21 protein-coding genes and 2 pseudogenes are annotated in these 21,698 nt (G+C 72.6%); 16 read left to right on the top strand and 7 right to left on the bottom strand.

All coding sequences use genetic code 11. The features are described from left to right. Positions 1–381 precede the first annotated feature (381 nt). Genes ACTG9Q_RS10695 through ACTG9Q_RS10680 form a run of 4 tightly spaced genes read left to right on the top strand, consistent with a single transcriptional unit; the run spans position 382 to position 5,076 of the window. Positions 382–3,378 carry a nitrate- and nitrite sensing domain-containing protein gene (locus ACTG9Q_RS10695; protein ID WP_455572509.1) on the top strand — a complete coding sequence of 999 codons (2,997 nt, stop codon included), beginning with the start codon at positions 382–384 and terminating at the stop codon, positions 3,376–3,378. Further along, entirely contained in the window at positions 3,375–3,797 is a 423-nt protein-coding gene (locus ACTG9Q_RS10690; RefSeq protein ID WP_455572508.1) for a roadblock/LC7 domain-containing protein, read from the top strand. Before ACTG9Q_RS10695 ends, ACTG9Q_RS10690 begins: the two co-directional genes overlap by 4 nt. A 15-nt stretch (positions 3,798–3,812) precedes the next feature. After that, a complete protein-coding gene (locus tag ACTG9Q_RS10685) occupies positions 3,813–4,490 on the top strand; it encodes a DUF742 domain-containing protein (RefSeq protein ID WP_455572507.1) in 678 nt (225 codons plus the stop codon). Continuing rightward, entirely contained in the window at positions 4,471–5,076 is a 606-nt protein-coding gene (locus ACTG9Q_RS10680; protein WP_455572506.1) for a GTP-binding protein, read from the top strand. Before ACTG9Q_RS10685 ends, ACTG9Q_RS10680 begins: the two co-directional genes overlap by 20 nt. A gap of 46 nt (positions 5,077–5,122) precedes the next feature. Here the strand turns inward: ACTG9Q_RS10680 and ACTG9Q_RS10675 are convergent, their stop codons facing one another. Beyond that, positions 5,123–7,339, bottom strand: coding sequence for a helicase-associated domain-containing protein (locus ACTG9Q_RS10675; protein ID WP_455572505.1), 2,217 nt, complete (start codon positions 7,337–7,339; stop codon positions 5,123–5,125). A 61-nt stretch (positions 7,340–7,400) separates the two neighbouring features. Between ACTG9Q_RS10675 and ACTG9Q_RS10670 the strand changes: the two genes are divergently transcribed. From ACTG9Q_RS10670 to ACTG9Q_RS10655, 4 genes are read left to right on the top strand one after another with little or no spacing between them, the layout of a single operon-like run. After that, positions 7,401–7,583, top strand: coding sequence for a hypothetical protein (locus tag ACTG9Q_RS10670; RefSeq protein ID WP_455572504.1), 183 nt, complete (start codon positions 7,401–7,403; stop codon positions 7,581–7,583). A gap of 50 nt (positions 7,584–7,633) precedes the next feature. Beyond that, complete coding sequence (locus ACTG9Q_RS10665) at positions 7,634–9,019, top strand: malic enzyme-like NAD(P)-binding protein (protein ID WP_455572503.1); 1,386 nt, start codon at positions 7,634–7,636, stop codon at positions 9,017–9,019. Between the two features lie 41 nt (positions 9,020–9,060). Next, positions 9,061–9,528, top strand: a complete 468-nt coding sequence (gene moaC, locus ACTG9Q_RS10660) for a cyclic pyranopterin monophosphate synthase MoaC (RefSeq protein WP_455572502.1) — start codon at positions 9,061–9,063, stop codon at positions 9,526–9,528. Continuing rightward, positions 9,525–10,439, top strand: coding sequence for a molybdenum cofactor biosynthesis protein MoaE (locus ACTG9Q_RS10655; protein WP_455572501.1), 915 nt, complete (start codon positions 9,525–9,527; stop codon positions 10,437–10,439). Before moaC ends, ACTG9Q_RS10655 begins: the two co-directional genes overlap by 4 nt. Positions 10,440–10,505: 66 nt before the next feature. Here ACTG9Q_RS10655 and ACTG9Q_RS10650 read toward each other — a convergent pair whose 3' ends face one another. The 3 genes from ACTG9Q_RS10650 to moaA form a co-directional block, all read right to left on the bottom strand. After that, positions 10,506–11,171, bottom strand: coding sequence for a transglycosylase family protein (locus ACTG9Q_RS10650; RefSeq protein ID WP_455572500.1), 666 nt, complete (start codon positions 11,169–11,171; stop codon positions 10,506–10,508). Positions 11,172–11,615: 444 nt separating this feature from the next. Beyond that, on the bottom strand, positions 11,616–11,867 hold the full coding sequence (locus ACTG9Q_RS10645; protein WP_455572731.1) for a MoaD/ThiS family protein: 252 nt from the start codon (positions 11,865–11,867) through the stop codon (positions 11,616–11,618). Between the two features lie 5 nt (positions 11,868–11,872). Beyond that, on the bottom strand, positions 11,873–12,925 hold the full coding sequence (moaA, locus tag ACTG9Q_RS10640) for a GTP 3',8-cyclase MoaA (protein ID WP_455572499.1): 1,053 nt from the start codon (positions 12,923–12,925) through the stop codon (positions 11,873–11,875). Between the two features lie 117 nt (positions 12,926–13,042). Here moaA and ACTG9Q_RS10635 point away from each other — a divergent pair, with 117 nt between their 5' ends. The 7 genes and pseudogenes from ACTG9Q_RS10635 to ACTG9Q_RS10605 all read left to right on the top strand — a co-directional run. After that, the gene (locus ACTG9Q_RS10635; RefSeq protein WP_455572498.1) at positions 13,043–13,435 is read left to right on the top strand and encodes a TOBE domain-containing protein; all 393 of its coding nucleotides are present in this window, start codon (positions 13,043–13,045) and stop codon (positions 13,433–13,435) included. Positions 13,436–13,484: 49 nt separating this feature from the next. Continuing rightward, positions 13,485–14,234, top strand: coding sequence for a molybdate ABC transporter substrate-binding protein (gene modA / locus ACTG9Q_RS10630; RefSeq protein ID WP_455572730.1), 750 nt, complete (start codon positions 13,485–13,487; stop codon positions 14,232–14,234). 292 nt (positions 14,235–14,526) lie between these two features. Beyond that, on the top strand, positions 14,527–15,300 hold the full coding sequence (locus tag ACTG9Q_RS10625) for an ABC transporter permease (RefSeq protein WP_455572729.1): 774 nt from the start codon (positions 14,527–14,529) through the stop codon (positions 15,298–15,300). A gap of 65 nt (positions 15,301–15,365) precedes the next feature. Then, positions 15,366–15,758 (top strand): annotated as a pseudogene (locus tag ACTG9Q_RS10620) (ATP-binding cassette domain-containing protein); the annotation flags it as partial. Positions 15,759–15,887: 129 nt separating this feature from the next. Then, the gene (locus ACTG9Q_RS10615; protein ID WP_455572728.1) at positions 15,888–16,328 is read left to right on the top strand and encodes a TOBE domain-containing protein; all 441 of its coding nucleotides are present in this window, start codon (positions 15,888–15,890) and stop codon (positions 16,326–16,328) included. Between the two features lie 9 nt (positions 16,329–16,337). Continuing rightward, positions 16,338–17,132 carry an HAD-IIA family hydrolase gene (locus ACTG9Q_RS10610; RefSeq protein ID WP_455572497.1) on the top strand — a complete coding sequence of 265 codons (795 nt, stop codon included), beginning with the start codon at positions 16,338–16,340 and terminating at the stop codon, positions 17,130–17,132. 26 nt (positions 17,133–17,158) lie between these two features. After that, positions 17,159–17,956: pseudogene (locus tag ACTG9Q_RS10605) on the top strand (metallophosphoesterase); the annotation flags it as partial. On the opposite strand, the gene ACTG9Q_RS10600 reads toward ACTG9Q_RS10605, so the two are convergent. Next, positions 17,951–18,322 (bottom strand): YccF domain-containing protein, encoded by a 372-nt coding sequence (locus ACTG9Q_RS10600; RefSeq protein ID WP_455572496.1) that lies wholly within the window; start codon positions 18,320–18,322, stop codon positions 17,951–17,953. The pseudogene ACTG9Q_RS10605 and the gene ACTG9Q_RS10600 overlap by 6 nt on opposite strands. An 84-nt stretch (positions 18,323–18,406) precedes the next feature. Here ACTG9Q_RS10600 and ACTG9Q_RS10595 point away from each other — a divergent pair, with 84 nt between their 5' ends. Next, on the top strand, positions 18,407–20,002 hold the full coding sequence (locus ACTG9Q_RS10595) for an AMP-binding protein (protein WP_455572495.1): 1,596 nt from the start codon (positions 18,407–18,409) through the stop codon (positions 20,000–20,002). An 87-nt stretch (positions 20,003–20,089) separates the two neighbouring features. Here ACTG9Q_RS10595 and ACTG9Q_RS10590 read toward each other — a convergent pair whose 3' ends face one another. Together ACTG9Q_RS10590 and ACTG9Q_RS10585 are read right to left on the bottom strand one after the other, a co-directional pair. Then, positions 20,090–20,512, bottom strand: coding sequence for an Imm1 family immunity protein (locus tag ACTG9Q_RS10590; RefSeq protein ID WP_455572494.1), 423 nt, complete (start codon positions 20,510–20,512; stop codon positions 20,090–20,092). Further along, positions 20,509–21,696 (bottom strand): methyltransferase domain-containing protein, encoded by a 1,188-nt coding sequence (locus ACTG9Q_RS10585; protein ID WP_455572493.1) that lies wholly within the window; start codon positions 21,694–21,696, stop codon positions 20,509–20,511. Before ACTG9Q_RS10585 ends, ACTG9Q_RS10590 begins: the two co-directional genes overlap by 4 nt. Positions 21,697–21,698 lie beyond the last annotated feature (2 nt).

Below are 21,698 nucleotides of genomic sequence, written 5' to 3'. Positions count from 1 at the left end.
CCCTGAATATCGTAATTGGGTCACGCACGGGCATTGTTGCGGACGCTAACTACCTGGAACGGCATGTGACGATGCCCTGGAAGGGTTACATCGTGGCGTAGAGTTCGCTACCTTCTGTGCCCACAGGCCCGGTGCAGACCCCGTCTGCGGCGGTAGGGAGCGGTATCAGGATGCGCGTGAGCACGGGGGGCCCGAGCGGGTCCCGGCCATGCGGCATCATGGACCGCCGGGGGCGTCCGTCGGTAACGACTGGGATTGTTGTCCGTTCGAGCTGGACACCGAGAAACGGGCACTGGCTCAGATGCAGGGAGTAGTGCGCATGCAGTGCCCGACCACCCCGGTGGGGTCGACGCAGGCCAAGGGAAAGTCGGTGGTGCCGCCGTGTCCGAGGTAGAGACGGGCGCTTCGCCGCCCCGGTCGCCCGCCCGCAAGACGGTCGAGGGCGGTTCGCGCTGGCGGCTGCGCAACTGGCGTCTGCGGACCAAGCTGATCGGCGTCCTGATGGTCCCGGTCATCACCGCGATCGCCCTGGGCGTGCTCCGCGCGTCCAACGAGCTCGACCGCGCCCAGACCTTCGACGACGCCGCCATCAGCGTCACCGCCACGCTCGACGTCGTCGCCCTCGTGCACGACCTGCAGAGCGAGCGGAACCTGGTGGTGGCCTACGTCGCGGGCGGTCGGTCCGGTGACACCGGCCCCATGCAGGGCCAGATCCAGCGGACCAACGCCGCCCTGGCCCGGCTCAACCAGGCCGTGGAGAACGTCCGGACCACGCGCGGGGACCTGCTCGTCAGCCTGCGCGACCGCCTCGGCGCGATCGAGTCGGTGCGCAACGCCGCGCAGACCAGCCGCTACCCCGACGTCGGCGTCTACCGCTCCTACACCGGTCTGCTGGAGACGGTGCTCTCCGCCGGTGCGGAATTCACGTCCTCGCTGGTGCAGTCGGAGATCTCCCGCCTTGGCGCGGCCTCGCTGGCCATCGTCGAGGCCAAGGAGTTCCTGGGCAGGCAGAACGCGACCCTGACCGTCGCCGCGCAGCGCGACGCGTTCCCGCCGGGCTTCCTCGACCAGACCCGCGCCGCCGACGCCAGCTTCAGCGCCTCGGTCGCCAACTTCCGGGCCAACGCCTCCAGCGCCGAGGCGCAGTTCTTCTCCGACACCTACACCGGCGCCGAGGTCGACTCCCGTGAGCGGCTCAAGCTGACCGCGATCAGCAGGGCCGAGCGGGGCCTGCCCCTCGGCGTGAACATCAACGAGCTCAACGCCAGCGCCCGCGCCGCGAGCGAGGCGATGCGCAAGGTCGAGATCAGCCTGCTGGAGAAGCTGCGCGGCCGGGCGAGCGACGCGGCCGACCAGGCGCTGGCCAACGCCTGGCGCGACGCGGCGATCGTGCTGCTGGCCATCCTGGCCGCGATGATCGTGACCTTCGTCGTGGCCCGCTCGCTGCTGGTGCCGCTGCGCGTGCTGCGCCGCGACGCCCTGGACGTGGCCAACCGGCGGCTGCCGGAGACGGTGCAGCGCATCCTCGCCGACCCGGACCCGGTGGAGGCGGCGAAGAACGCCGTCGAACCGGTGCCGGTGTTCACCCGCGAGGAGACCGGCCAGCTGGCCCGCTCCTTCGACGCCGTGCACGACCAGGCGGTCCGGATGGCGACCGAGCAGGCGCTGCTGCGCGACAACATCAACTCGATCTTCGTCAACCTCTCCCGCCGCTCGCAGACCCTCGTCGAGCGCCAGCTGGCCCTCATCGACCGCCTCGAGCAGGACGAGCAGGACCCCGACCAGCTGGCCAGCCTGTTCGAGCTCGACCACCTCGCCACCCGGATGCGGCGCAACTCCGAGTCGCTGCTGGTGCTCTCCGGCTCCGGCCTGTCCCGCCAGCTCTCCCGCCCGGTGCCCGCCGTCGAGGTCGTCGGCGCCGCGGTCTCCGAGGTCGAGCAGTACGCCCGCATCGAGGTGCTCTCCGCCCCGGAGATCGCCGTGCAGGGCCGCGCGGTCTCCGACCTGGTGCACCTGATCGCCGAGCTGCTGGACAACGCCACGTCGTTCTCCGAGCCGGACAAGAACGTCTACGTGCGCATGGCCATCACCCGCAAGAAGGAGTTGGCGATCCAGATCACCGACTCCGGTGTCGGCATGTCCGCCGACGAGATCGACTCGGCCAACACCCGCCTCGCCGACCCGCCGGACCTCGACGTCGCGGTGACGCGGCGGATGGGCCTCTACGTGGTCGCCCGGCTGGCCAAGCGCCACGACATCAAGGTCCGGCTGCGGGAGAACGAGGACATCGAGGGCGGCCTGATCGCCCGGATCACCGTCCCCGCCGCGCTGGTCCACACCACCCCCGGCGCGTCCGCGCAGCCGACCATGACCTCGCTGTCGATGCCGTCGCTGCCCGCACTGCCCTCAGCGCCCGCCACCCCCTCGGGCGGCATGTCGATGCGCGGCGAGGCGGGCGACACCGCGGTGAAGGCCAGCGGCATCGCGGGCGCGTTCACCAGCAGCATGCCCCGCGTGCGGACCGAGGGCGGCTTCCTCAGCGAGTCCCAGGTCGACCGCCCCGCCGAGGAGGTGGCGGGCTTCCCGCCGTTCCGCCTCGGCCACGACGACCCCGAGGACACCGGCGGCTGGGGCCCGCCCGCCTCCCCCGAGGAGATCCGGGCCCGCCTCAACGGCCACCTGGTCGACGACGAGGGCGTCAACGCCCTGTTCGGCGCCCCGATGTCCGGCGACTCCCCGGAACCGGAGCCGGAGCCGCTGCCCGAGCCGCAGGCCCCGCCCAACGGCCTGGCCACCGCGTTCATGCAGCGGCCCGCCCAGGACCGGGCCATCGACCCGCCGACCGAGCGGCTGCCCATCTACGAGGCCGTGCTGTCGCAGTGGTTCGAGGCGGGCGACACCGGGGCGGGCGCGCAGGCGCCGGTCACCGGGAACGAGCCCCCCGCCAAGGAGCCGGTCGCCCCCAGCGCCCCCACCGCGGCGGAGACGACCCAGGCCGCGGAGACCCAGGCCGCCGAGATCCAGGCCGAGGACGACCGCGCCGCGGCGTGGACCTCGCCGGGTGACGACGGCTGGCGCAGGGCGCGGGCGCTGCTGGACACCCCGCCGGAGAACACCAGCACCACCGCGGGCCTGCCCAAGCGCGTGCCCAAGCAGCACCTGGTGCCCGGCTCGGCGGCGCCGAGGGAGTCGACGGCGTCCAGCACCGACGAGCACCCGCTGATCCCCGCCCTGCCGCCACGCACGGCCGATGCGATCCGCGGCCGCATGTCCAGCTTCCAGCAGGGGGTGCGCCGGGGTCGACACGCCCTCATCGACGCCTACGCTGGTGATCAGAACGGTTCCGACGAGAGCCGCCGAGACGAGGAGCAGGAGTGACCGCGTCCGCACAGCAGCCCGGTAGTTTCGGGTGGCTCATTACCGATTTCGTCCGCCAGGTGCCTGGCGTGGCCCACGCAGTGGTGGTTTCCGCGGACGGGTTGCTCTTGGCCAGCTCGCAGGGCCTGCCACGGGACCGCGCCGAGCAGCTCTCCGCCGTGGCCTCCGGGCTGGTCAGCCTCACCCAGGGCGCGGCGCGCTGCTTCGAGGCGGGCGGGGTCAACCAGACCGTGGTCGAGATGGACCGCGGCTACCTGTTCCTGATGTCCATCTCCGACGGCTCGTGCCTGGCGGTGCTGGCCGCGCCGAACTGTGACATCGGCCTGGTCGCTTACGAGATGACACTGCTCGTCGAGCGGGTCGGCCAGCAGATGACGCCGGAGCTGCGCGCGCAGCTCCAGGGCGCCCAGCGCAGGTAGACGGCGGAGGAAGCGATGAGCACCGGCCGCAGAGCCACTGGCAGGCGAGCTGAGGAGGACTATCCCTATCGGGACCTGTTCGACTCCAACAGCGCCTTCCGCGGCATGGACGACGACGTCGAGCGGAGGCAGACGGACATGTCGGAGCGGGGTTGGGAGGACTTGCCCGAGCACGGCGAGCCGCCGAACAGGTTCGACATCAACGGCTTCCAGGCGCGTCTGTTCGGCGGACCGGGCGCCACGCTGTACGGCGACTCGGGCATCCCGGCGCAGTCGGACTGGGACTCCAAGGAGATCCCCGCCGTCAGCGAGCCCGACCCCGTCCCCGACCCGGTCGAGCCCGCCCCGCACGAGACCGGCTCGCTGGTCCGCCCGTACACCAAGACCGGTGGCCGCACGCGCTCGGACTACGACCTCGCCATCGAGGCGCTGGTCTCGACCAGCGACCGGGGCAAGTTCCCCGACCCGACGGTGCGCGCGGAGCACCGGACGATCTGCGGCCTGTGCCTGGACACCCGCTCGGTCGCCGAGGTCGCCGCCCACCTGCGCCTGCCGCTGGGGGTGGCCAAGGTGCTCATCGGCGACATGGCGGGCCTGGGTCTGGTCTCCATCCACCAGAGCGGCATGGTCGTTGGTGACCGGCCTTCGATCGAATTCATGGAAAGGGTGCTCAGTGGGCTCCGCAGGCTCTAGTCCCCTCAGCGCGCGCGGCGCGACGCCGCAGCCCACCACCTCGGCCAAGATCGTGGTAGCAGGCGGGTTCCGCGTCGGGAAGACGACACTGGTCGGCTCGGTCTCCGAGATCGTCCCGCTGACCACCGAGGCCGTCATGACCGAGGCCAGCGTGGACGTCGACGACCTGTCGTCGACCCCGAACAAGGTCACCACGACCGTGGCCATGGACTTCGGCCGCGTGTCCCTGGACTCGGACCTGATCCTCTACCTGTTCGGCACCCCGGGCCAGCACCGCTTCTGGTTCATGTGGGACGACCTGGTGCGCGGCGCGATCGGCGCGGTCGTGCTGGTCGACACCCGCCGCCTGGCGGACGCCTTCGCCTCGATCGACTTCTTCGAGGACCGCGGGCTGCCGTACATCATCGCCCTGAACTGCTTCGACCGCGTGCTGCACCACCGGATCGACGACGTGCGGGAAGCCCTGACCATCGACGTCGGCGTGCCGATCGTGACCACCGACGCGCGGGACCGCGAGTCGACCAAGGAAGTCCTGATCACCTTGGTGGAGCACGCCATGCAGCAGCGGATGTCGCGCGCGGTGTGAGCCGCGGGAGGCCATCGGCAGCGGTGGCCTCCGCCAGGGGCGTGGTTCAGTCCTCCACGAGCGCGACGCCCGCGATGCGGTGCAGCGGCAGCCGGTGGGTCTGCTCGCCCGCGGTTCCCTCCACCACGCCCGCGCCCACCCGCACGGGCGTGATCACGTGCCTGCTCGCCACCCCGTTGCCGTCCACGAGCGAGACCACGACCCGTCGCCGCTCGCGCAGGGCCGCGCTCAGCACCGCCACCGTTTCCGCGGAGTTGCCGCCGAGGCCCGCGCCCGGGGTGACGGTGCGGCCGTGGCGGGTGGCGGCGGCCTGGTCGCCCAGCCGCATGCCGCTCACCAGTTCCCGCAGGGTGTCCGGGTCGACCCGGCGCGGGGCGGCCGGGCGGCGCGGTGAGCGGGCGGGTGCGGCGATGCGCCGTCCGGGCGGACGCAGGTCCACGACCTGCCCGTCGACGCCCTCGGCCGCGGGGGCGAACCCGGCGGCGCGCAGTTCCTCCAGCACCTCCAGCAGCGGCACCGGGCTGACCAGCACGGTCGGGGCGATCCGGCGCAGCCGCAGACCTGCCGCGAGCGAACTGGCGGCGACCTCGGCCACCAGCGCCGGGTCGTCGCAGCGCAGGAAGCACGCCGCCGAGCCGCCGCGCAGGCGCCCGTGCCTGCGGGCCACGTCATCGATGAGGTACGTCAGCCCTTGGGGCACCGGCGTGCGGGAGTGCCGGGTGAACAGCTCGTGCAGGTCCTCGGCGGTGCGCCCGGCGTCGAGGGCGCGGCGCAGCGAGGACTCGGTGACCCGGTAGACGGTGGCGCCGCCCGCGGACTCCAGGTCGGCGGCCTCGGCCACCCGCGCCGCCAGGTGCGGCTCCAGCGGGCCGGGCGCGACGACGGTCAGGTCGGCCTGCACCAGCACGTGGTCGACCGGCTCGGGCATCGCCGCGGCCATCCGCTTGCCCGCGGCGGAGGCGTCCTCGTCCAGCAGCGCGCGGCCGGGGCCGCTCAGCGCGCCGAGGGCGACCACGCCCAGCGCGGTGGCCTCGGCGAGCGTCCAGCGGACGACCTCGTCGCGCAGCCTGCCGCCGCGGCGGGGCGCCCGCCAGGCCAGCACCGCGGCCAGCTCGTCGGCGGACACGACGCCCGCGCCGTCGGGCAGCTCGGCCAGCGCGCGCAGCACCCGGGTGCGCTCCAGCGGCGCGGTGGGGCGGCGCAGGTCCTCCGACAGCGGGGCGAGCAGCTTGTCGCGGGCGTCCTTGCGGCCCGCGAGACCGGGCAGGCGGGGCAGGTCGACCCAGCCGGTGGCCAGCGCGGCCCAGCGGTGCGCCGGTCCGGCGGCCAGCCAGGCGTCGGCCAGGGTGGTCGGGGCCCACTCCGGATCGGTCTCGCCGCTGTCGGCGACCAGGCCGGCCCCCGCGGCGATCTCCACCAGCAGGCTCGCCCGCGCCTCGGTGACGTCGACGGCCTTGGCCAGCCTGCGCAGCTCCCGCACGCCCAGCCCGCCCGCCTTGCGGACCGGGGCGGGCTCGGCCGACCACAGCCGCAGCAGTGATTCGAGGTGCCGCACCAGTTCCATCGCCTCGCCCGCGGCCGTGCCGTCGACGGTGGCGCGCTGGTGCGGGGTCGTGCGCAGGGAGGGCTCGGTGAGCGCGGTCGGGGCGCCGCGCAGGACGGCGGCGACCTGGCCGGGCAGCATCACCGTCTCCGCGTCGCGGCGCACGAGCAGGCCGCGGGCGAGCAGGCGCTGGATCGGCGTGACGGACTGCGCGAGGGTGGCGGTGGACCCGGCGTCCTTGGTCTGGCCGACGCCGGTGCCGGTGGCCAGGGCGTGCAGCACCTGCCGCTCGTCGCCGTCGAGCTGGGCGAGCAGGCCGGGGACCTCGGCGGGGGCGGGCGCGGGCGTCGACGGGGGCAGGTTGCCGACCTCGCGGGCGGCGGGCACCAGGGCGACGGCGTCGTCGCCGCCCCAGGCCAGGGCCAGCTCGCGCAGGACCGACACCGCGGCGCGGACGCGGGTCTTCGCCAGCCCGATGTCGACGGCGGAGACCGGGACCGGCGCGCTGTCGGCCCCGGCCACCAGCAGCGCGTCCAGGACGGCCAGCGTGGCGGTGTCCAGGCTCTCCGCCGCGCGGGCCACCGAGGCGCGGCTGGCGGCCCTGGCGGCGAGCACGCCGGTGTCCGGCGGGCGCGGGGTGGCGAGGTCGGGCCGGGCGGCCAGCAGGGCGACCACCGCGGCCTCGTCCGCGTCGCGCAGCCAATCGGTGAGCGTGGACACCCCGACCACGGTATACGGCGTCCGGTAACCTCACCTTCGCCGGATCAGTCGAGGAGGAGCCGTGGGCAAGGTTGCCAAGTCCGATCGCGTCGACCCGCACTGGAAGGTTGACGACGAGACCGGCGCGCACCCGGTCTCGGAGCTGACCGCCGACCGCCAGGGGGCCCTGTCGCCGTACGGGGACATCACGTTCCCGCTGGAGGCCGTGCCGTACGTCCACCCGGTGACGAAGATCAACAAGTAGGGCTAGGCTCGGCTGCCTCATTTCCGTCCACTTCGGAAAGGCCAGCAGCCATGCCCGTGCCCGGTCCCGGTTACTCCATCACGATCCGCGTCGAGGCTCCGCCGTCGACCGGAGTGGCCGGGGACCTGACCAGCGCCGTCGGCCGGGCGGGCGGGGTGATCACCGCCTTCGACGTCGTCGACTCGCACAGCGACAGCGTGGTCATCGACATCACCTGCAACGCCCTGTCCGCCGACCACGCCCGCGACATCACCGAGGCGCTGCGCGCGCTGCCCGGGGTGGATGTCCGCAAGGTCTCCGACCGCACCTTCCTGGTCCACCTCGGCGGCAAGATCGAGGTCACCGCCAAGGTCGCCCTGCGCAACCGCGACGACCTCTCCCGCGCCTACACCCCGGGGGTGGCCCGCATCTGCCAGGCCATCGCCGAGAACCCCGACGACGCGCGGGCGCTGACCATCAAGCGCAACACCGTCGCCGTGGTCACCGACGGCTCCGCGGTGCTCGGCCTGGGCAACCTCGGGCCCGCCGCGGCGCTGCCGGTGATGGAGGGCAAGGCGGCGCTGTTCAAGAAGTTCGCGGGCGTCGACGCCTGGCCGGTGTGCCTGGACACCCAGGACACCGAGGAGATCATCCGGACCGTCGAGCTGATCGCCCCGGTCTACGGGGGCATCAACCTGGAGGACATCGCCGCGCCGCGCTGCTTCGAGATCGAGCGCAGGCTGCGCGACAAGCTCGACATCCCGGTCTTCCACGACGACCAGCACGGCACCGCGATCGTCGTCGTCGCCGCCCTGCGCAACGCGCTGCGCTGCGTCGGCAAGGACATCACCGACACCAAGATCGTGGTGTGCGGGGTCGGCGCGGCGGGCTCGGCGATCATCCGCCTGCTGCTGCGCCGGAGCCCGGCCGACATCATCGCCGTCGACGTCGACGGCATCGTCCACCGCGAGCGCGGCGACACCGACGCCAACCTGTGCTGGGTCGCCTCGAACACCAACCGCGAGGGCATGACCGGCCGCCTGCACGACGCCCTGGTCGGCGCGGACGTCTTCATCGGCGTCTCGGCCCCGAACCTGTTCGGCGCCGACCAGGTGGCGACGATGGCGAAGGACCCGGTGGTGTTCGCCCTGGCCAACCCGGACCCGGAGATCGACCCGCTGGAGGCGCAGAAGCACGCCGCCGTGGTCGCCACCGGCCGCTCGGACTACCCGAACCAGATCAACAACGTGCTGGCCTTCCCCGGGGTGTTCCGGGGGCTGCTGGACGCCCAGGCCCGCGGGATCACCGACACGATGCTGATGGCCGCCGCCGACGCCATCGCCGACGTGGTCGACGGCGAGAGCCTCAACGCCTCGTTCATCGTGCCCTCGGTGTTCGACGCGGCCGTGGCGCCCGCCGTCGCCGAGGCGGTCCGCAAGGCGGCCGGGGGCCACTAGTGGCTCGTTAGTGGTCGCGGGCGCGGCACTAGCATTGGTTCGTGGGAGAACTCAGTCATGTCGACGCCTCCGGCGCGGCCCGGATGGTCGACGTCTCCGGCAAGTCCGTGACCGCGCGCTCGGCGGTGGCCACCGGGGTCGTCCGCACGACCGCCGAGGTCGTCGCCCTGCTCCGCCGGGACGGCCTGCCCAAGGGCGACGCCGTGGCCACCGCCCGCATCGCCGGGATCATGGCGGCGAAGCGGACGCCGGACCTGGTGCCGCTGTGCCACCCGATCGCGCTGTCCGGGGTGCGGGTGGAGCTGGAGCTGGCGGAGACCGAGGTGCGGATCACCGCCGAGGTGCGCACCAACGACCGCACGGGCGTGGAGATGGAGGCCCTGACGGCCGTCGCCGTCTGCGGGCTGACCCTGCACGACATGATCAAGGCCGTCGACCCGAGGGCGGTGCTGGACGCGGTGCGCGTCGAGCACAAGGACGGCGGCAAGAGCGGGACGTGGGACCGGTGAGCCGCACGGCGCGGGTGGTGACGGCGTCCAACCGGGCGGCGTCGGGGGTGTACGCGGACAAGACCGGGCCGGTGATCGTGGCCTGGCTGCGCGGGCGCGGGTACGCGGTGCCCGACGCGGCCGTGGTCCCGGACGGCGCGCCGGTCGAGGCGGCGCTGCGCGCGGCGGTGGCCGCCGGGGTGGACGTCGTGGTGACCACGGGCGGCACCGGCGTCACGCCGACCGACCGCACCCCGGAGGCGACGCGCGCGGTGCTGGACTACGAGGTCCCCGGCCTGGCCGACGCCATCCGGGCCGCTGGGCTGCCCGCCGTGCCCACCGCGGTGCTCTCGCGCGGGCTGGCAGGCGTGGCCGGGCGGACGCTGGTGGTGAACCTGCCGGGGTCCGGCGGGGGCGTGAAGGACGGGCTGGCGGTGTTGGAGCCGGTGCTCGACCACGCCGTCGACCAGCTGCGCGGCGGCGACCACGGGCCCGCCGCCGAGTCGGGCGCGCGGGTGCTGCGCGCGGAGGTCGCCGACTCCCCGATCGATGTGGCCTCGCACGCCTCGCTGGTGGAGGACGCCGCGGCCGGGGCCGTGGTGACCTTCGCCGGGGTCGTGCGCGACCACGACAACGGTCGCGGGGTGCGCAACCTGGACTACGAAGGCCACCCGTCGGCCAAGGACGTCATGACCGAGGTGGCCGCCGACGTCGCCGCCCGGCACCCCGGCGTGCACGCGCTGGCCGTCTCCCACCGCGTCGGCGCGCTGGTGATCGGCGACGTCGCCCTGGCCTGCGCCGTCTCGGCGGCCCACCGCCGCGCGGCCTTCGCCGCGTGCGCCGACCTGGTGGACGAGGTCAAGGCCCGCCTGCCCATCTGGAAGCACCAGGTCTTCACCGACGGCGCCGACGAGTGGGTCAACTGCCCGTAGGACAAGCCGGACCCCACCCGCCGGGGGAACGCGGGTGGGGTCGGGGGCCTGCCTGATGCCGGGTGACTACTTGGTGGCGATCTTCTGACCCACCAGGATCAGGTTCGGGTCGCCGATGTAGCTCTTGTTCTTCTCGTGCAGGCCCTGCCAGCCGCCCTCCACCTTCATGGTGTCGGCGATCTTGGACAGCGTGTCGCCCGCGACGACGGTGTAGTCGCCCTTGGGGTTGCTCTTGGCCAGCACGGGCACGGTCACCCGCACGGGGGCAGGGGCGGGCGCCGACTGCTGCGCGTACTTCTTGGTGGCCTTGGGGGTGGCCTTCGCCTTCTTGCCGGTCGGCTGGGTGTTCGTGGCCTTGTAGCTCTTGGCCGGGGCGGCCGAGCCGCCGCGCTTGCCGCAGGTCGGCCACGCGCCGATGCCCTGGCTGCGCAGCACGTTCTCGGCGACGCGGATCTGCTCTGACCGGGATGCCTGGTGCGGCATCCCTGAGCCGCCGTTGGCCCGCCAGGTGCTCGGGAGGAACTGCAGTCCGCCGTAGTAGCCGTTGCCGGTGTTGATGCTCCAGTTACCGCCGCTCTCACACTGCGCGACGGCGTCCCAGTTGACGCTGTCGGCGGAAGCGGGGGTGGCCGCCATGGCGACCGGTCCCGCCACCGCGACGCCCGCCACGACGACGCGAGCGAGGGTGCGCTTGGCGATGGACGACTTGCGGTGCTTGCCTCGATAACCCATTGCCATCTCTCCTTCCGCGCCTGCGAGCTGGCGGGCGGGCCCACACTCCTGGCCCGTCCGGGACCGCCGTCCCGGCTGCCACTCCGCGCGGCCGGATCGGCCCGCTCGTCGTGGTCCCTCGTCACCCTGTCCGGAAGTTCGCTTTCGCTCGGGGTTGGTTCCCGGGAGGCCGCCGGACAGGGGCTCGGCGCTACGGACTCCCGGGTGGTGCGCGGCTGGTTCGGGGCCAGCCATGGGCGACGGTACGTAACCGGGAACCGATACGGAAACGGAAGTAGATGTGACCGTAGTCACGGTAACGGGGGACAGCTTGCCGCGATCTTCGCTGAATCCGCAGGTCAAGCGTCTGAACCTGGCCGTAATCTGGCCGTGTCCGGGCCGAGATAATTCACTCTAAGTGAGGTCTGAGTCACGTCGGCCGAGCCCGTTAGGCCAATTCAGCGTTTAACCGCCCGCGAAGGGTGGTAGGACATCGAGGCCATCGCCCTCACCCAGCGGGGTCGACTTGTCGCGCACGGCGACGGAATTGAGGAGGAAGCTCGACGCCGCCAGCACGCGGTTCAGGTCCGTGCCGTGGAGGTCGGACACCGCCGTGATGGCCTGCTCGACGGTCGCCGACGGTGGCAGCGCCACGTCCTCTTCCGCGACGCCCGCGGCCGCGCGCGCACCCGCGAAATACCGCACCCGCACCGTGATCAAAATCAGCCCCCGATCGCGCTCATCGGCCGGATCGGCTGGGCGAAGCCCTCGTCGTTGATCCGGTGGCCCGCCAGTTTGGCCCACATCGCCGCCCGCCACGTCCCGGCCAGCTCGTCGTCGGAGGCGCCCGCGCGCAGCGGGCCGCGCAGGTCGGTCTCGCGCTCGCTGAACAGGCATGAGCGCAGGGCGCCGTCGGCGGTGAGCCGGGTGCGGTCGCAGTCGGCGCAGAACGGCCGGGTGACCGAGGCGATGACGCCCACCTCGGCCGGGCCGCCGTCGACCTGCCAGCGCTCGGCGGGCGCGCCGCCGCGCGGGCTCGGGCTCTCGGTCAGGGTGAACTCCGAGCGCAGCGTGTCCAGGATGTCCGCGGCGGTGACCATGTTCGCCCGGTCCCAGCCGTGCTGGGGGTCCAGCGGCATCTGCTCGATGAACCGCAGGTGGTAGCCGTGCTCCAGGCAGTACCTCAGCAGCGGCACGGCCTCGTCGTCGTTGATCCCGGGCAGCAGCACGGCGTTGACCTTCACCGGCGTCAGCCCGGCGTCGCGGGCCGCGGCCATGCCCTCGAGCACGTCGGCGAGCCGGTCGCGGCGGGTGATGCTGGTGAACCGCGCGGGGTCGAGGGTGTCGAGGGAGACGTTGACCCGGTCCAGGCCGGCCCCGGCCAGCGCGGCGGCCCTGCGGGTCAGCCCGATCCCGTTGGTGGTCATGGAGATCCTCGGCCGCGGGCGCAGCGCGGCGGTCGCGGCGACGACGTCGGCGATGCCCTTGCGCAGGGTCGGCTCCCCGCCGGTGAACCGGACGTTGGTGACGCCCAGCAGCTCGACGGCGACCCGGATGAGCCTGCCGAGCTCGGCGTCGGTGAGCAGGTCGCCGCCGGGCAGCCAGTCCAGGCCCTCGGCGGGCATGCAGTAGGTGCAGCGCAGGTTGCACCGGTCGGTCAGCGAGACCCGCAGGTCGGTGGCCACCCTGCCGAAGGAGTCCACCAGCCCGGGGGTGTCCGGCCGGGCTGGGCTCCGCCCGGCCACGCCGGGAAACCCGAGGTCAACGGGGGTCACCCGATCAAGCGTAGACCGCGTTCCCCCCGCCGAGTCCGGTGTGGAAACCGCTTTGGGCCGGATCTGAGGAGATAAATGCAGCTTTGTTACCGCAGGCGCGGACGTAGAGTGGGTTTCATGCCGCAATATCGGTTCGCCGAGGTCGCCCGCCTGCTGGGCGTGAGTGACGACACAGTGCGCCGATGGGCGGACGCGGGCCACCTGCCCGCCGAGACCGACCACGCGGGCCGCAAGGTCGTCGACGGCGCGGTCCTCGCCGACTTCGCCCGCGACGCCGCCGCGCAGGTGCCGGACCCGACCGCGGTGGGCCGCTCGGCGCGCAACCGGTTCGTCGGGCTGGTCACGCGGGTGATCACCGACACCGTGATGGCGCAGGTGGAGATGCAGTGCGGCCCGCACAGGGTGGTCTCGCTGATGAGCGCGGAGGCGGTGGTCGAGATGGGCCTGGAACCCGGGGTGCTCGCGGTGGCCCTGGTCAAGGCGACCCAGGTCGTGGTGGAGACCCCATGAGGGCGGAGGCGCCCCGAGTGGGGGTGACCGCGTGCGGGTGAGGGCTTTGATGAAGGCGGCCCGGGTCGCGGTGAAGGCCGCGGCGCTGGTGCTCGCCCTCTTGGCCGCGGGGTGCGCGGGCGCGCCGGGCAAGACCGTGGTGACCGTCTTCGCCGCCGCGTCGCTGACCGAGACCTTCTCCGCGATGGAGAAGGTGTTCGAGGCCCGCCACCCCGACGTCGACCTCCGGCTGAACTTCGCGGCGTCCTCCGCGCTGGCCCAGCAGATCGCCAACGGCGCGCGGGCTGACGTCTTCGCCTCCGCCGACGAGGCCACCATGGCCAGGGTCGAGGCCGACCTCGCCGAGCCCGCCCGGGTCTTCGCCACCAACCGGCTCACCATCGCCGTGCCCTCGGGCAACCCGGCGGCCGTCACCGGCTTGGCGGACCTGGCCCGCGACGGCGTCGTCACGGTCGTGTGCGCCCCCCAAGTGCCGTGCGGGCGGGCGACCGCCACCGTGCTGTCCGCCGCCGGGGTCCGCCTCTCACCCGCCAGCGAGGAACAAGACGTCAAGGCCGTCCTCACCAAAGTCGCCGCCAACGAGGCCGACGCGGGCCTGGTCTACGTCACCGACATCCCGTCGGCCGCAGGGAAGGCGGTCGCGGTCGACTTCCCCGAATCCACCCGCGCCGTCAACCGATACCCCATCGCCCTGCTGACCGACGCCTCCCAGCCCACCGCGGCCCGCCAGTTCATCGACCTGGTGCTCACCGAGCCCGGCCAGGCCGAACTGGTCCGAGCAGGCTTCGGCACCCCATGACCAGGCGGCTTACCGGCCCACCGGGGCATGGAGGATTCAGGCTGCGACAGCCCACGGACAGGTTGGGGAGTCGGGCTGTGGAGGTCCGTGGGCAGGCGGTCCAGCGGTTTGGTCGGGCATGGCGGGCTGCGGCAGCCTGCGGGCGGGTGGTTCGGCGGTTTGGTGGGTACCGAGGAGTCAGGCCGCGGCGGTCATGAGTGGGCGAGCTGACGGCACGGTCGGGCGGGGGCGCCTGCGTCGGGCGGCCGGAGGCGGGCGGGTCGACGATGTCGCGGGCAGGCAGGCGGTGGCGTTGCCCGTGCTGCTGTGGGTGCCTGCCGTGTTCGGGCTCGCGCTGGTGGTGCTTCCGCTCGCCGGACTGGTCGTGCGGACCGATCTGGCCGACTTCCCGGCCCAGGTGAGCAGTCCGAGTGCGCTCGCCGCGCTGTCGCTGTCGCTGCGGACGGCCGCGGTGTCCACGTTCTTGTGCCTGCTGCTCGGCGGGCCCCTTGCCGTCGTCCTCGCCCGCGCCCGCGTTCCCGGCCTGCGAGTGGTGCGGGCGCTGGTGTTGCTGCCGCTGGTCCTGCCCCCGGTCGTCGGCGGCCTGGCGCTGCTCTACCTGCTCGGCCGCACCGGGTTGGCCGGGCAGGCGCTGGACACGGTCTTCGGTGTCCGCGTGCCCTACACGACCGCCGCCGTTGTCCTCGCGCAGACCTTCGTCGCCATGCCGTTCCTCGTGGTCGGTCTCGAAGGCGCGCTCCGCACCGCCGGGCAGCGCTACGAGGTCGTCGCGGCGACCCTGGGGGCCCGGCCGTGGACGGTGTTCCGCCGGGTCACCGTGCCCCTGGTGCTGCCCGCTCTCGGCTCCGGCCTGGTGCTCTGCTTCGCCCGCGCGCTCGGCGAGTTCGGCGCCACCATCACCTTCGCGGGCAGCCTGGAAGGCGTCACCCGAACCCTGCCCCTGCAGGTCTACCTCCTCGGCGAGACCGATGTGGACGGTGCGGTCGCGGTGTCGCTGCTGCTGGTCGTCGTCGCCGTCGCGGTCGTCGCCCTGGCGCGCCCGCGGGGCATGGAGCGGACCCCGTGACCCTGGACGCCGACGTCGTCGCCACCCGGGGCGCGTTCCGCCTCGCCGCCGCCCTCCGCGCCGCGCCCGGCGAGGTGGTGGCCGTGCTCGGCCCCAACGGGTCGGGCAAGTCGACGCTGCTCGACGTCCTCGCCGGGCTGCTCAAGCCGAGCAGCGGGCGGATCACCCTGGCCGGGCGCGACGTCACGGCGCTGCCCCCGCACCAGCGCCGGATCGGCCTGCTCGCCCAAGAATCCCTGCTGTTCCCGCACCTCACCGCCCTGGCCAATGTCGCGTTCGGACCCCGCTCCGCGGGCCGCCCCCGCGCCGAGGCGGCCGCAACCGCCCGCCGCTGGCTGGCCGAAGTGGACGCCACCGACCTCGCCGACCGCAGACCCCGCGCCCTGTCCGGCGGGCAGGCCCAGCGCGTCGCCGTCGCCAGGGCGCTGGCCGCCGAACCCGACCTGCTCCTGCTCGACGAGCCCTTCGCCGCCCTCGACGTCGACGCCGCCCCCGCCCTGCGCGGCCTGCTGCGCCGGGTCCTGCGCGAGCGCGCCGCCGTCCTGGTCACCCACGACCCCCTCGACGCCCTCGCCCTCGCCGACCGCGTGATCGTCCTGGACCGGGGCGCCGTCGTGGAGCAGGGCGAGACCCGCACCGTCCTCAGCCGACCCCGCACCGCGTTCACCGCCCGCGTCGCCGGTCTGAACCTCATCACGGGCACCGCCACCCCCACCGGGCTGCGCACCGAGGACGGCGCCGCCATCGCGGGCCGCGTCGACGCCCCGCCCGGCGACCCCGCCGTCGCCGTCTTCCGCCCCGCCGACGTCGCCGTCTACACCGAGCGCGTCCACGGCAGCCCGCGCAACGTCTTCCCCGGCACGGTCGCGGGCCTGGAACCGCACGGCGACGTGATCCGCGTGCGGGTCGGCGCGCTGGCCGCCGACCTCACCCCCGCCGCCGTCGCCGACCTGCGCCTGGAGCCCGGCAGCGGGGTGTTCCTCAGCGTGAAGGCGACAGAAATCACCGTGCACCCCGCCACTGGGTAGCCTGCGCACATGAGCGGCCCCTGGGCGTACCTGATGGACATGGACGGCGTGCTCGTGCACGAGGAGCACCTCGTCCCGGGCGCGGACACGCTGATCGCCGAGCTGACCGCGAACGGCACGCCGTTCCTGGTGCTCACCAACAACTCGATCTACACCCAGCGCGACCTGCGGGCCAGACTCCTGCGCACCGGCCTCGACGTGCCGGAGAAGTCCATTTGGACCTCGGCGCTGGCCACCGCCCGGTTCCTGGACACCCAGCGCCCCGGCGGGTCGGCGTTCGTCATCGGCGAGGCCGGGCTGACCACCGCGCTGCACGAGATCGGCTACGTCCTCACCGACCGCGACCCGGACTACGTCGTCCTCGGCGAGACCCGCACCTACAGCTTCACCGCGATCACCCGGGCGATCCGGCTGGTCGAGGAGGGCGCCCGGTTCATCGCCACCAACCCCGACGCCACCGGTCCCAGCCGGGAGGGCTCGCTGCCCGCCACCGGCTCGGTCGCCGCGCTGATCGAGCGGGCCACCGGCCGCGCGCCGTACTTCGTCGGCAAGCCCAACCCGCTGATGATGCGCTCGGGCCTGAACTCCCTCGGCGCGCACTCGGAGAACACGCTGATGATCGGCGACCGGATGGACACCGACGTGCGCAGCGGCCTGGAGGCGGGCCTGCAGACGATCCTGGTGCTGACCGGCATCTCCACCCGCGAGACCGCCGAGCTCTACCCGTACCGCCCGACGCGGGTCATCGACTCGGTGGCCGACCTGGTGGGCCGCAGCCACGACCCGTTCGGCGAGCGCGGGTGAGCCCCGGCTCGCCTATCGTCGACGGCGTGGACGCACCGGTGACGTACGTGGTCGGCGACGTGCACGGCCACCGCGCCGAGCTCGCCGCGGCCCTGCGCGCCGCCGGTCTGCTCGACGCCGACGACGCCTGGGCGGGCGGCACGGCGCACCTGTGGTTCCTCGGCGACTTCGTCGACCGCGGCCCCGACGGCATCGGCGTGATCGACCTCGTGCGCGAGCTGGCGGCCCAGGCGCGGGAGGCGGGCGGGTGCGTGGAGACCCTGCTGGGCAACCACGAGATCCTGCTGCTGGGGATGCACCGCTTCGGCGAGACCGAGGTGCCCTCGGACTTCGGCCCGCGCAGCTTCGCCCGCAGCTGGGAGATGAACGGCGGGCTGGTCTCCGACCAGCAGGGCCTGACCGAGGCCCACGTCGCCTGGCTGGTCGAGCGCCCGGTGCTGGCGCTGGTCGGCGAGCACCTGCTGATGCACTCCGACACCCGCGAGTACCTGGGCTGGGGCGCGGACATCGAGGAGATCAACGCCGCGGTGCGGGCGGTGCTGCGCTCCTCGGACATCGTCGAGTGGTGGGAGGTCTGGCGGCGGATGACCACCCGCTACGCCTTCCGCGGCCCCGACGGCGAGGCCGCGGCCGCCGAACTGCTGGCCGCGCTGGGCGGCGCGCGGGTCGTGCACGGCCACAGCGTCATCGCCGACCAGCTCGGCGTCCTGCCCGCGGACATCGACGGCCCGCACGAGTACGCGGGCGGCAAGGCGCTGGGCATCGACGCGGGCCTGTTCGTCGGCGGCCCGTGCCTGGTCGTGCGCCTGCCGTGGAACTCAGACGTCCACGATCCGGGAGCCGAGGGGGACGAGGGAGACCGGGACCATCTTGAAGTTCGCGATCCCCAAGGGAATGCCGATGATGGTGACGCAGAGCAGGAACCCGGTGACGACGTGCCCGACCGCCAGCCACCACCCGGCGACGACGATCCAGATCACGTTCCCGACCAGTGACGCCGCCCCGGCCTCCCGCCGGGTCTCGATCGTCCGCCCAAAAGGCCACAACGCATAGTTCGCGATCCGGAACGACGCCAACCCGAACGGGATGGTGATGATCAGCACGCAGCAGATCACCCCGGCGATGACGTAGCCCACCGCCAGCCAGAACCCCGACAGGAACAGCCAGATCACGTTCAGCAGCAGGCGCATGCCCCCATTGTCCCGTACAGCCCCTATGCCGGTGCGGGCGCGCCGGGTGAGGATGATCTCCAGCCCGTCGGACAGGAGACCCCGATGACCAGCTACGCCTGCGGCACCTCCACCGTCCCCCTGCTCGGCGACACCATCGGCGCGAACCTCGCCGCCACCGCGGCCCGCTTCGGCGACCGCGACGCCTTGGTCGACCGCGCCTCGGGCAGGCGGTGGACCTACGCCGAACTCACCACCGACGTCGACCGCGTCGCCCACGGCCTGCGCGCGCTGGGCGTCGCCAAAGGCGACCGAGTCGGCATCTGGTCCCCTAATTGTCCTGAGTGGACACTCGTGCAGTACGCCACCGCGCGCATCGGCGCGATCCTGGTCACCATCAACCCCGCCTACCGCCTCAGCGAGCTGCGCCACGTCCTCGCCCAGGCGGGCATCCGCACCCTCGTCGCCGCCGAGTCCTTCAGGACCTCCGACTACGCCGCCATGATCACCGAAGCCCGCCCCGACTGCCCCGACCTGCGCGACGTCATCCTCATCGGCACGGACTCGTGGGACGCACTGCCCACTGACGGAGACCCTGCGGCACTGGACGCGATCGAGCTGTCCGCCGACGACCCCATCAACATCCAGTACACCTCCGGCACCACCGGGTTCCCCAAGGGCGCGACCCTGTCGCACCACAACATCCTCAACAACGGTTTCTTCGTCGGCGAACTCTGCGACTACACCGAGGCCGACCGGATCTGCGTCCCGGTGCCGTTTTATCACTGCTTCGGCATGGTCATGGGCAACCTCGCGGCCACCACCCACGGCGCCTGCGTGGTCATCCCCTCACCCGCCTTCGACCCCGCCGCCAGCCTCGCGGCGTGCGCGGAGGAGAGGTGCACGTCCCTCTACGGCGTCCCGACCATGTTCATCGCCATGCTCGCCGACCCTTCGCTGGACGGCTTGGACCTGTCGTCCCTGCGCACCGGCATCATGGCGGGCTCGCCGTGTCCCGCGGAGGTCATGAAGCAGGTGATCGAGCGGCTGGGGATGACCGAGGTGACCATCTGCTACGGCATGACCGAGACCTCCCCGGTCTCCACCCAGACCCGCGCCGACGACTCGATCGACCGCCGCGTCGGCACCGTCGGCCGCGTCCACCCGCACCTGGAAGTCAAGGTCGTCAACCCCGAGGGCAACACCGTCCCGCGCGGCGAGCCCGGCGAGTTCTGCACCCGCGGCTATTCGGTCATGCTCGGCTACTGGGACCAGCCCGACAAGACCGCCGAGGCCATCGACGGCGCCCGCTGGATGCACACCGGCGACCTGGCCGTGATGGACGAGGACGGCTACGTCCAGATCACCGGCCGCATCAAGGACATGGTCATCCGCGGCGGCGAGAACGTCTCCCCCCGCGAAATCGAGGAATTCCTCCACACCCACCCCGACGTCCTGGATGCCCAGGTCATCGGCGTCCCCGACGCCCACTACGGCGAAGAACTCATGGCCTGGCTCCGCATGCGTCCCGGCACAACCCCCCTAACCCCCGAAACACTCCGCGAGTTCTGCGCGGGAAAACTCGCCCACTACAAAATCCCCCGCTACGTCCACATCGTCGACGAATACCCCATGACCGTCACCGGCAAAGTCCGAAAAACAGAAATGCGCGCCGCCGCCGCCAAAATCCTGGGCCTCTGACCGCTCCGGTCAGGGCGGTCCACTGCCAAATCTGGCCGGACGGTCGCGACAGCTTCACCCCGAGGCGGGGTCGTCGTGGGCGAGGCGTCAGGCATTGTCCGACTCGCGCGGTGGTGTCCAGTCTTGCCACTGGATACTGGTTGGTCGGGTGCCTGTGCGGAAGTACTCGTGTACGGCGGCCCTGACGTCGGCGATGGGGATTTCCGCGTCGGGCGGGAATTGCATGACGTTCCATTGGTGGTCGTATGAGAGTGCGTCGGCGTCGGCGGTCTTGGTGCCCTGGCTGTAGGTGCTGGCTCCGTTGCCGACGTAGTGGAGGGTTCCGACGTTGCCGTTGAATCCCGCGTAGAGGCCATCCGTTTCGACGTCTTGGCGCGTGATCTCGGCGATGACTGGGACGTTGGGGGTGAGGTTGGCTACGTGGTCCAAGGTCGCGTCGATCTCGACGGAGGTCGAAGCTACGTGGTCGCCTCCCTGGTCGGGTGAGTACCAGACGATCAGGGGTGTCACTTCGGCTCTCCGGTGAAGGTGACGTCCGAAGAAATGCGCGCCGACGTGGACTGAGCGCTGCGGTCAGGAAACCGCCATTGCGGTCCGTCTGCCGGGTCGTCCAGCCACACTCGCTGGCCGCCTTCGGCTGTGACGGTCATGCCGAAGCGGTCCCAGGCTGGTTTGCCGAGAGCGTCCCACGCCTGGTGGGCGGCTTCGAAGGCGTCCCAGATCCTGGTCGGCCCGTGTTGGCGCACCTCGCGTTCGCCAGGTCCGGTCTGGACGGCTGCCCGGGAACCGTCGTGGGCGGTGAATACCGCTGAGGTGCCGTGGTAGCCGAAAGCGAGGTCGCCGGGCAGGTGGGCGTGGGCGAGGAACCAGGGGATCTGCGCCGACCACGGCAGGGGGTCGAGCTGCGTCACCGACCGTTCCCCGCTTGCCACCTCGGCGACCGCGACCCCAGACTCGGGTGCCTGGTCTACGTCACGCATCGCCATGAAACCGGCCCACCGCGCCAGGAACCGGCCTTCGAGCCGGTCGGGGTGACGCCTCAGCAGGACGAGGTTGCCCGCGTGCCCGCTCCGTTTGACGTCGACCAGCACCAGTCCGCCCTCGCGCACCTGCTCAGCCCATGCCCACGGCACCGAAGGCACCGAGCAGGTCGCGATGATCCGGTCGAACGGCGCGTGCCCAGGCATCCCGTCCGCGCCATGGGCGGCGGACAGCACTGGCGTGAACCCCAACCCGGCCAGCCTGCCGCGCGCCGCCGCGACCAACCCCGCCCCGATGTCGACCGAGAACACCCGGTCATCGCCGAGCCGGTGCGACAGCAGCCCGGCGTTGTACCCGGTGCCCGTGCCGATCTCGAGCACCCGCTGCCCGTCGCGCACGTCGAGCGCCTCCAGCGTCCGCACCATCAAGCCAGGCTTGGTCGACGAGGAAACCGTGACCCGGTTACCGCGCGAATCCACCGCGAGATCGGTGACCAAGGGCTGATTCCGGTACACCGCCGGAAGCCACCCGGGATCGTCGGCGCCCGTCTCCACCCACTCGCCATCCGGTTGCTGCGTATAGAACCTCGACACGAAGACGTGCCGGGGAACTGCCTCAACAGCCTCCCGCCACGCGTCGCTCCGCAACACACCCTCGTCAGCGAGTTCACCGGCGAGCCCACGCGCCAGCACAGACCAGTTGGCTGTGTTCACGC

Source organism: Actinokineospora lacus (assembly GCF_053813445.1).
Note: the sequence above shows the minus strand (reverse complement) of the source record. Positions and strands in the feature narration are given on the sequence as shown.

Coding starts and splice junctions, on each gene's coding strand:
- ACTG9Q_RS10595 (WP_455572495.1), top strand. CDS start 18,407: ATGACCAGCTACGCCTGCGGCACCTCCACCGTCCCCCTGCTCGGCGAC.
- ACTG9Q_RS10650 (WP_455572500.1), bottom strand. CDS start 11,171: ATGGGTTATCGAGGCAAGCACCGCAAGTCGTCCATCGCCAAGCGCACC.
- modA (WP_455572730.1), top strand. CDS start 13,485: ATGAAGGCGGCCCGGGTCGCGGTGAAGGCCGCGGCGCTGGTGCTCGCC.
- ACTG9Q_RS10685 (WP_455572507.1), top strand. CDS start 3,813: ATGAGCACCGGCCGCAGAGCCACTGGCAGGCGAGCTGAGGAGGACTAT.
- ACTG9Q_RS10665 (WP_455572503.1), top strand. CDS start 7,634: ATGCCCGTGCCCGGTCCCGGTTACTCCATCACGATCCGCGTCGAGGCT.
- ACTG9Q_RS10610 (WP_455572497.1), top strand. CDS start 16,338: ATGAGCGGCCCCTGGGCGTACCTGATGGACATGGACGGCGTGCTCGTG.
- ACTG9Q_RS10600 (WP_455572496.1), bottom strand. CDS start 18,322: ATGCGCCTGCTGCTGAACGTGATCTGGCTGTTCCTGTCGGGGTTCTGG.
- ACTG9Q_RS10635 (WP_455572498.1), top strand. CDS start 13,043: ATGCCGCAATATCGGTTCGCCGAGGTCGCCCGCCTGCTGGGCGTGAGT.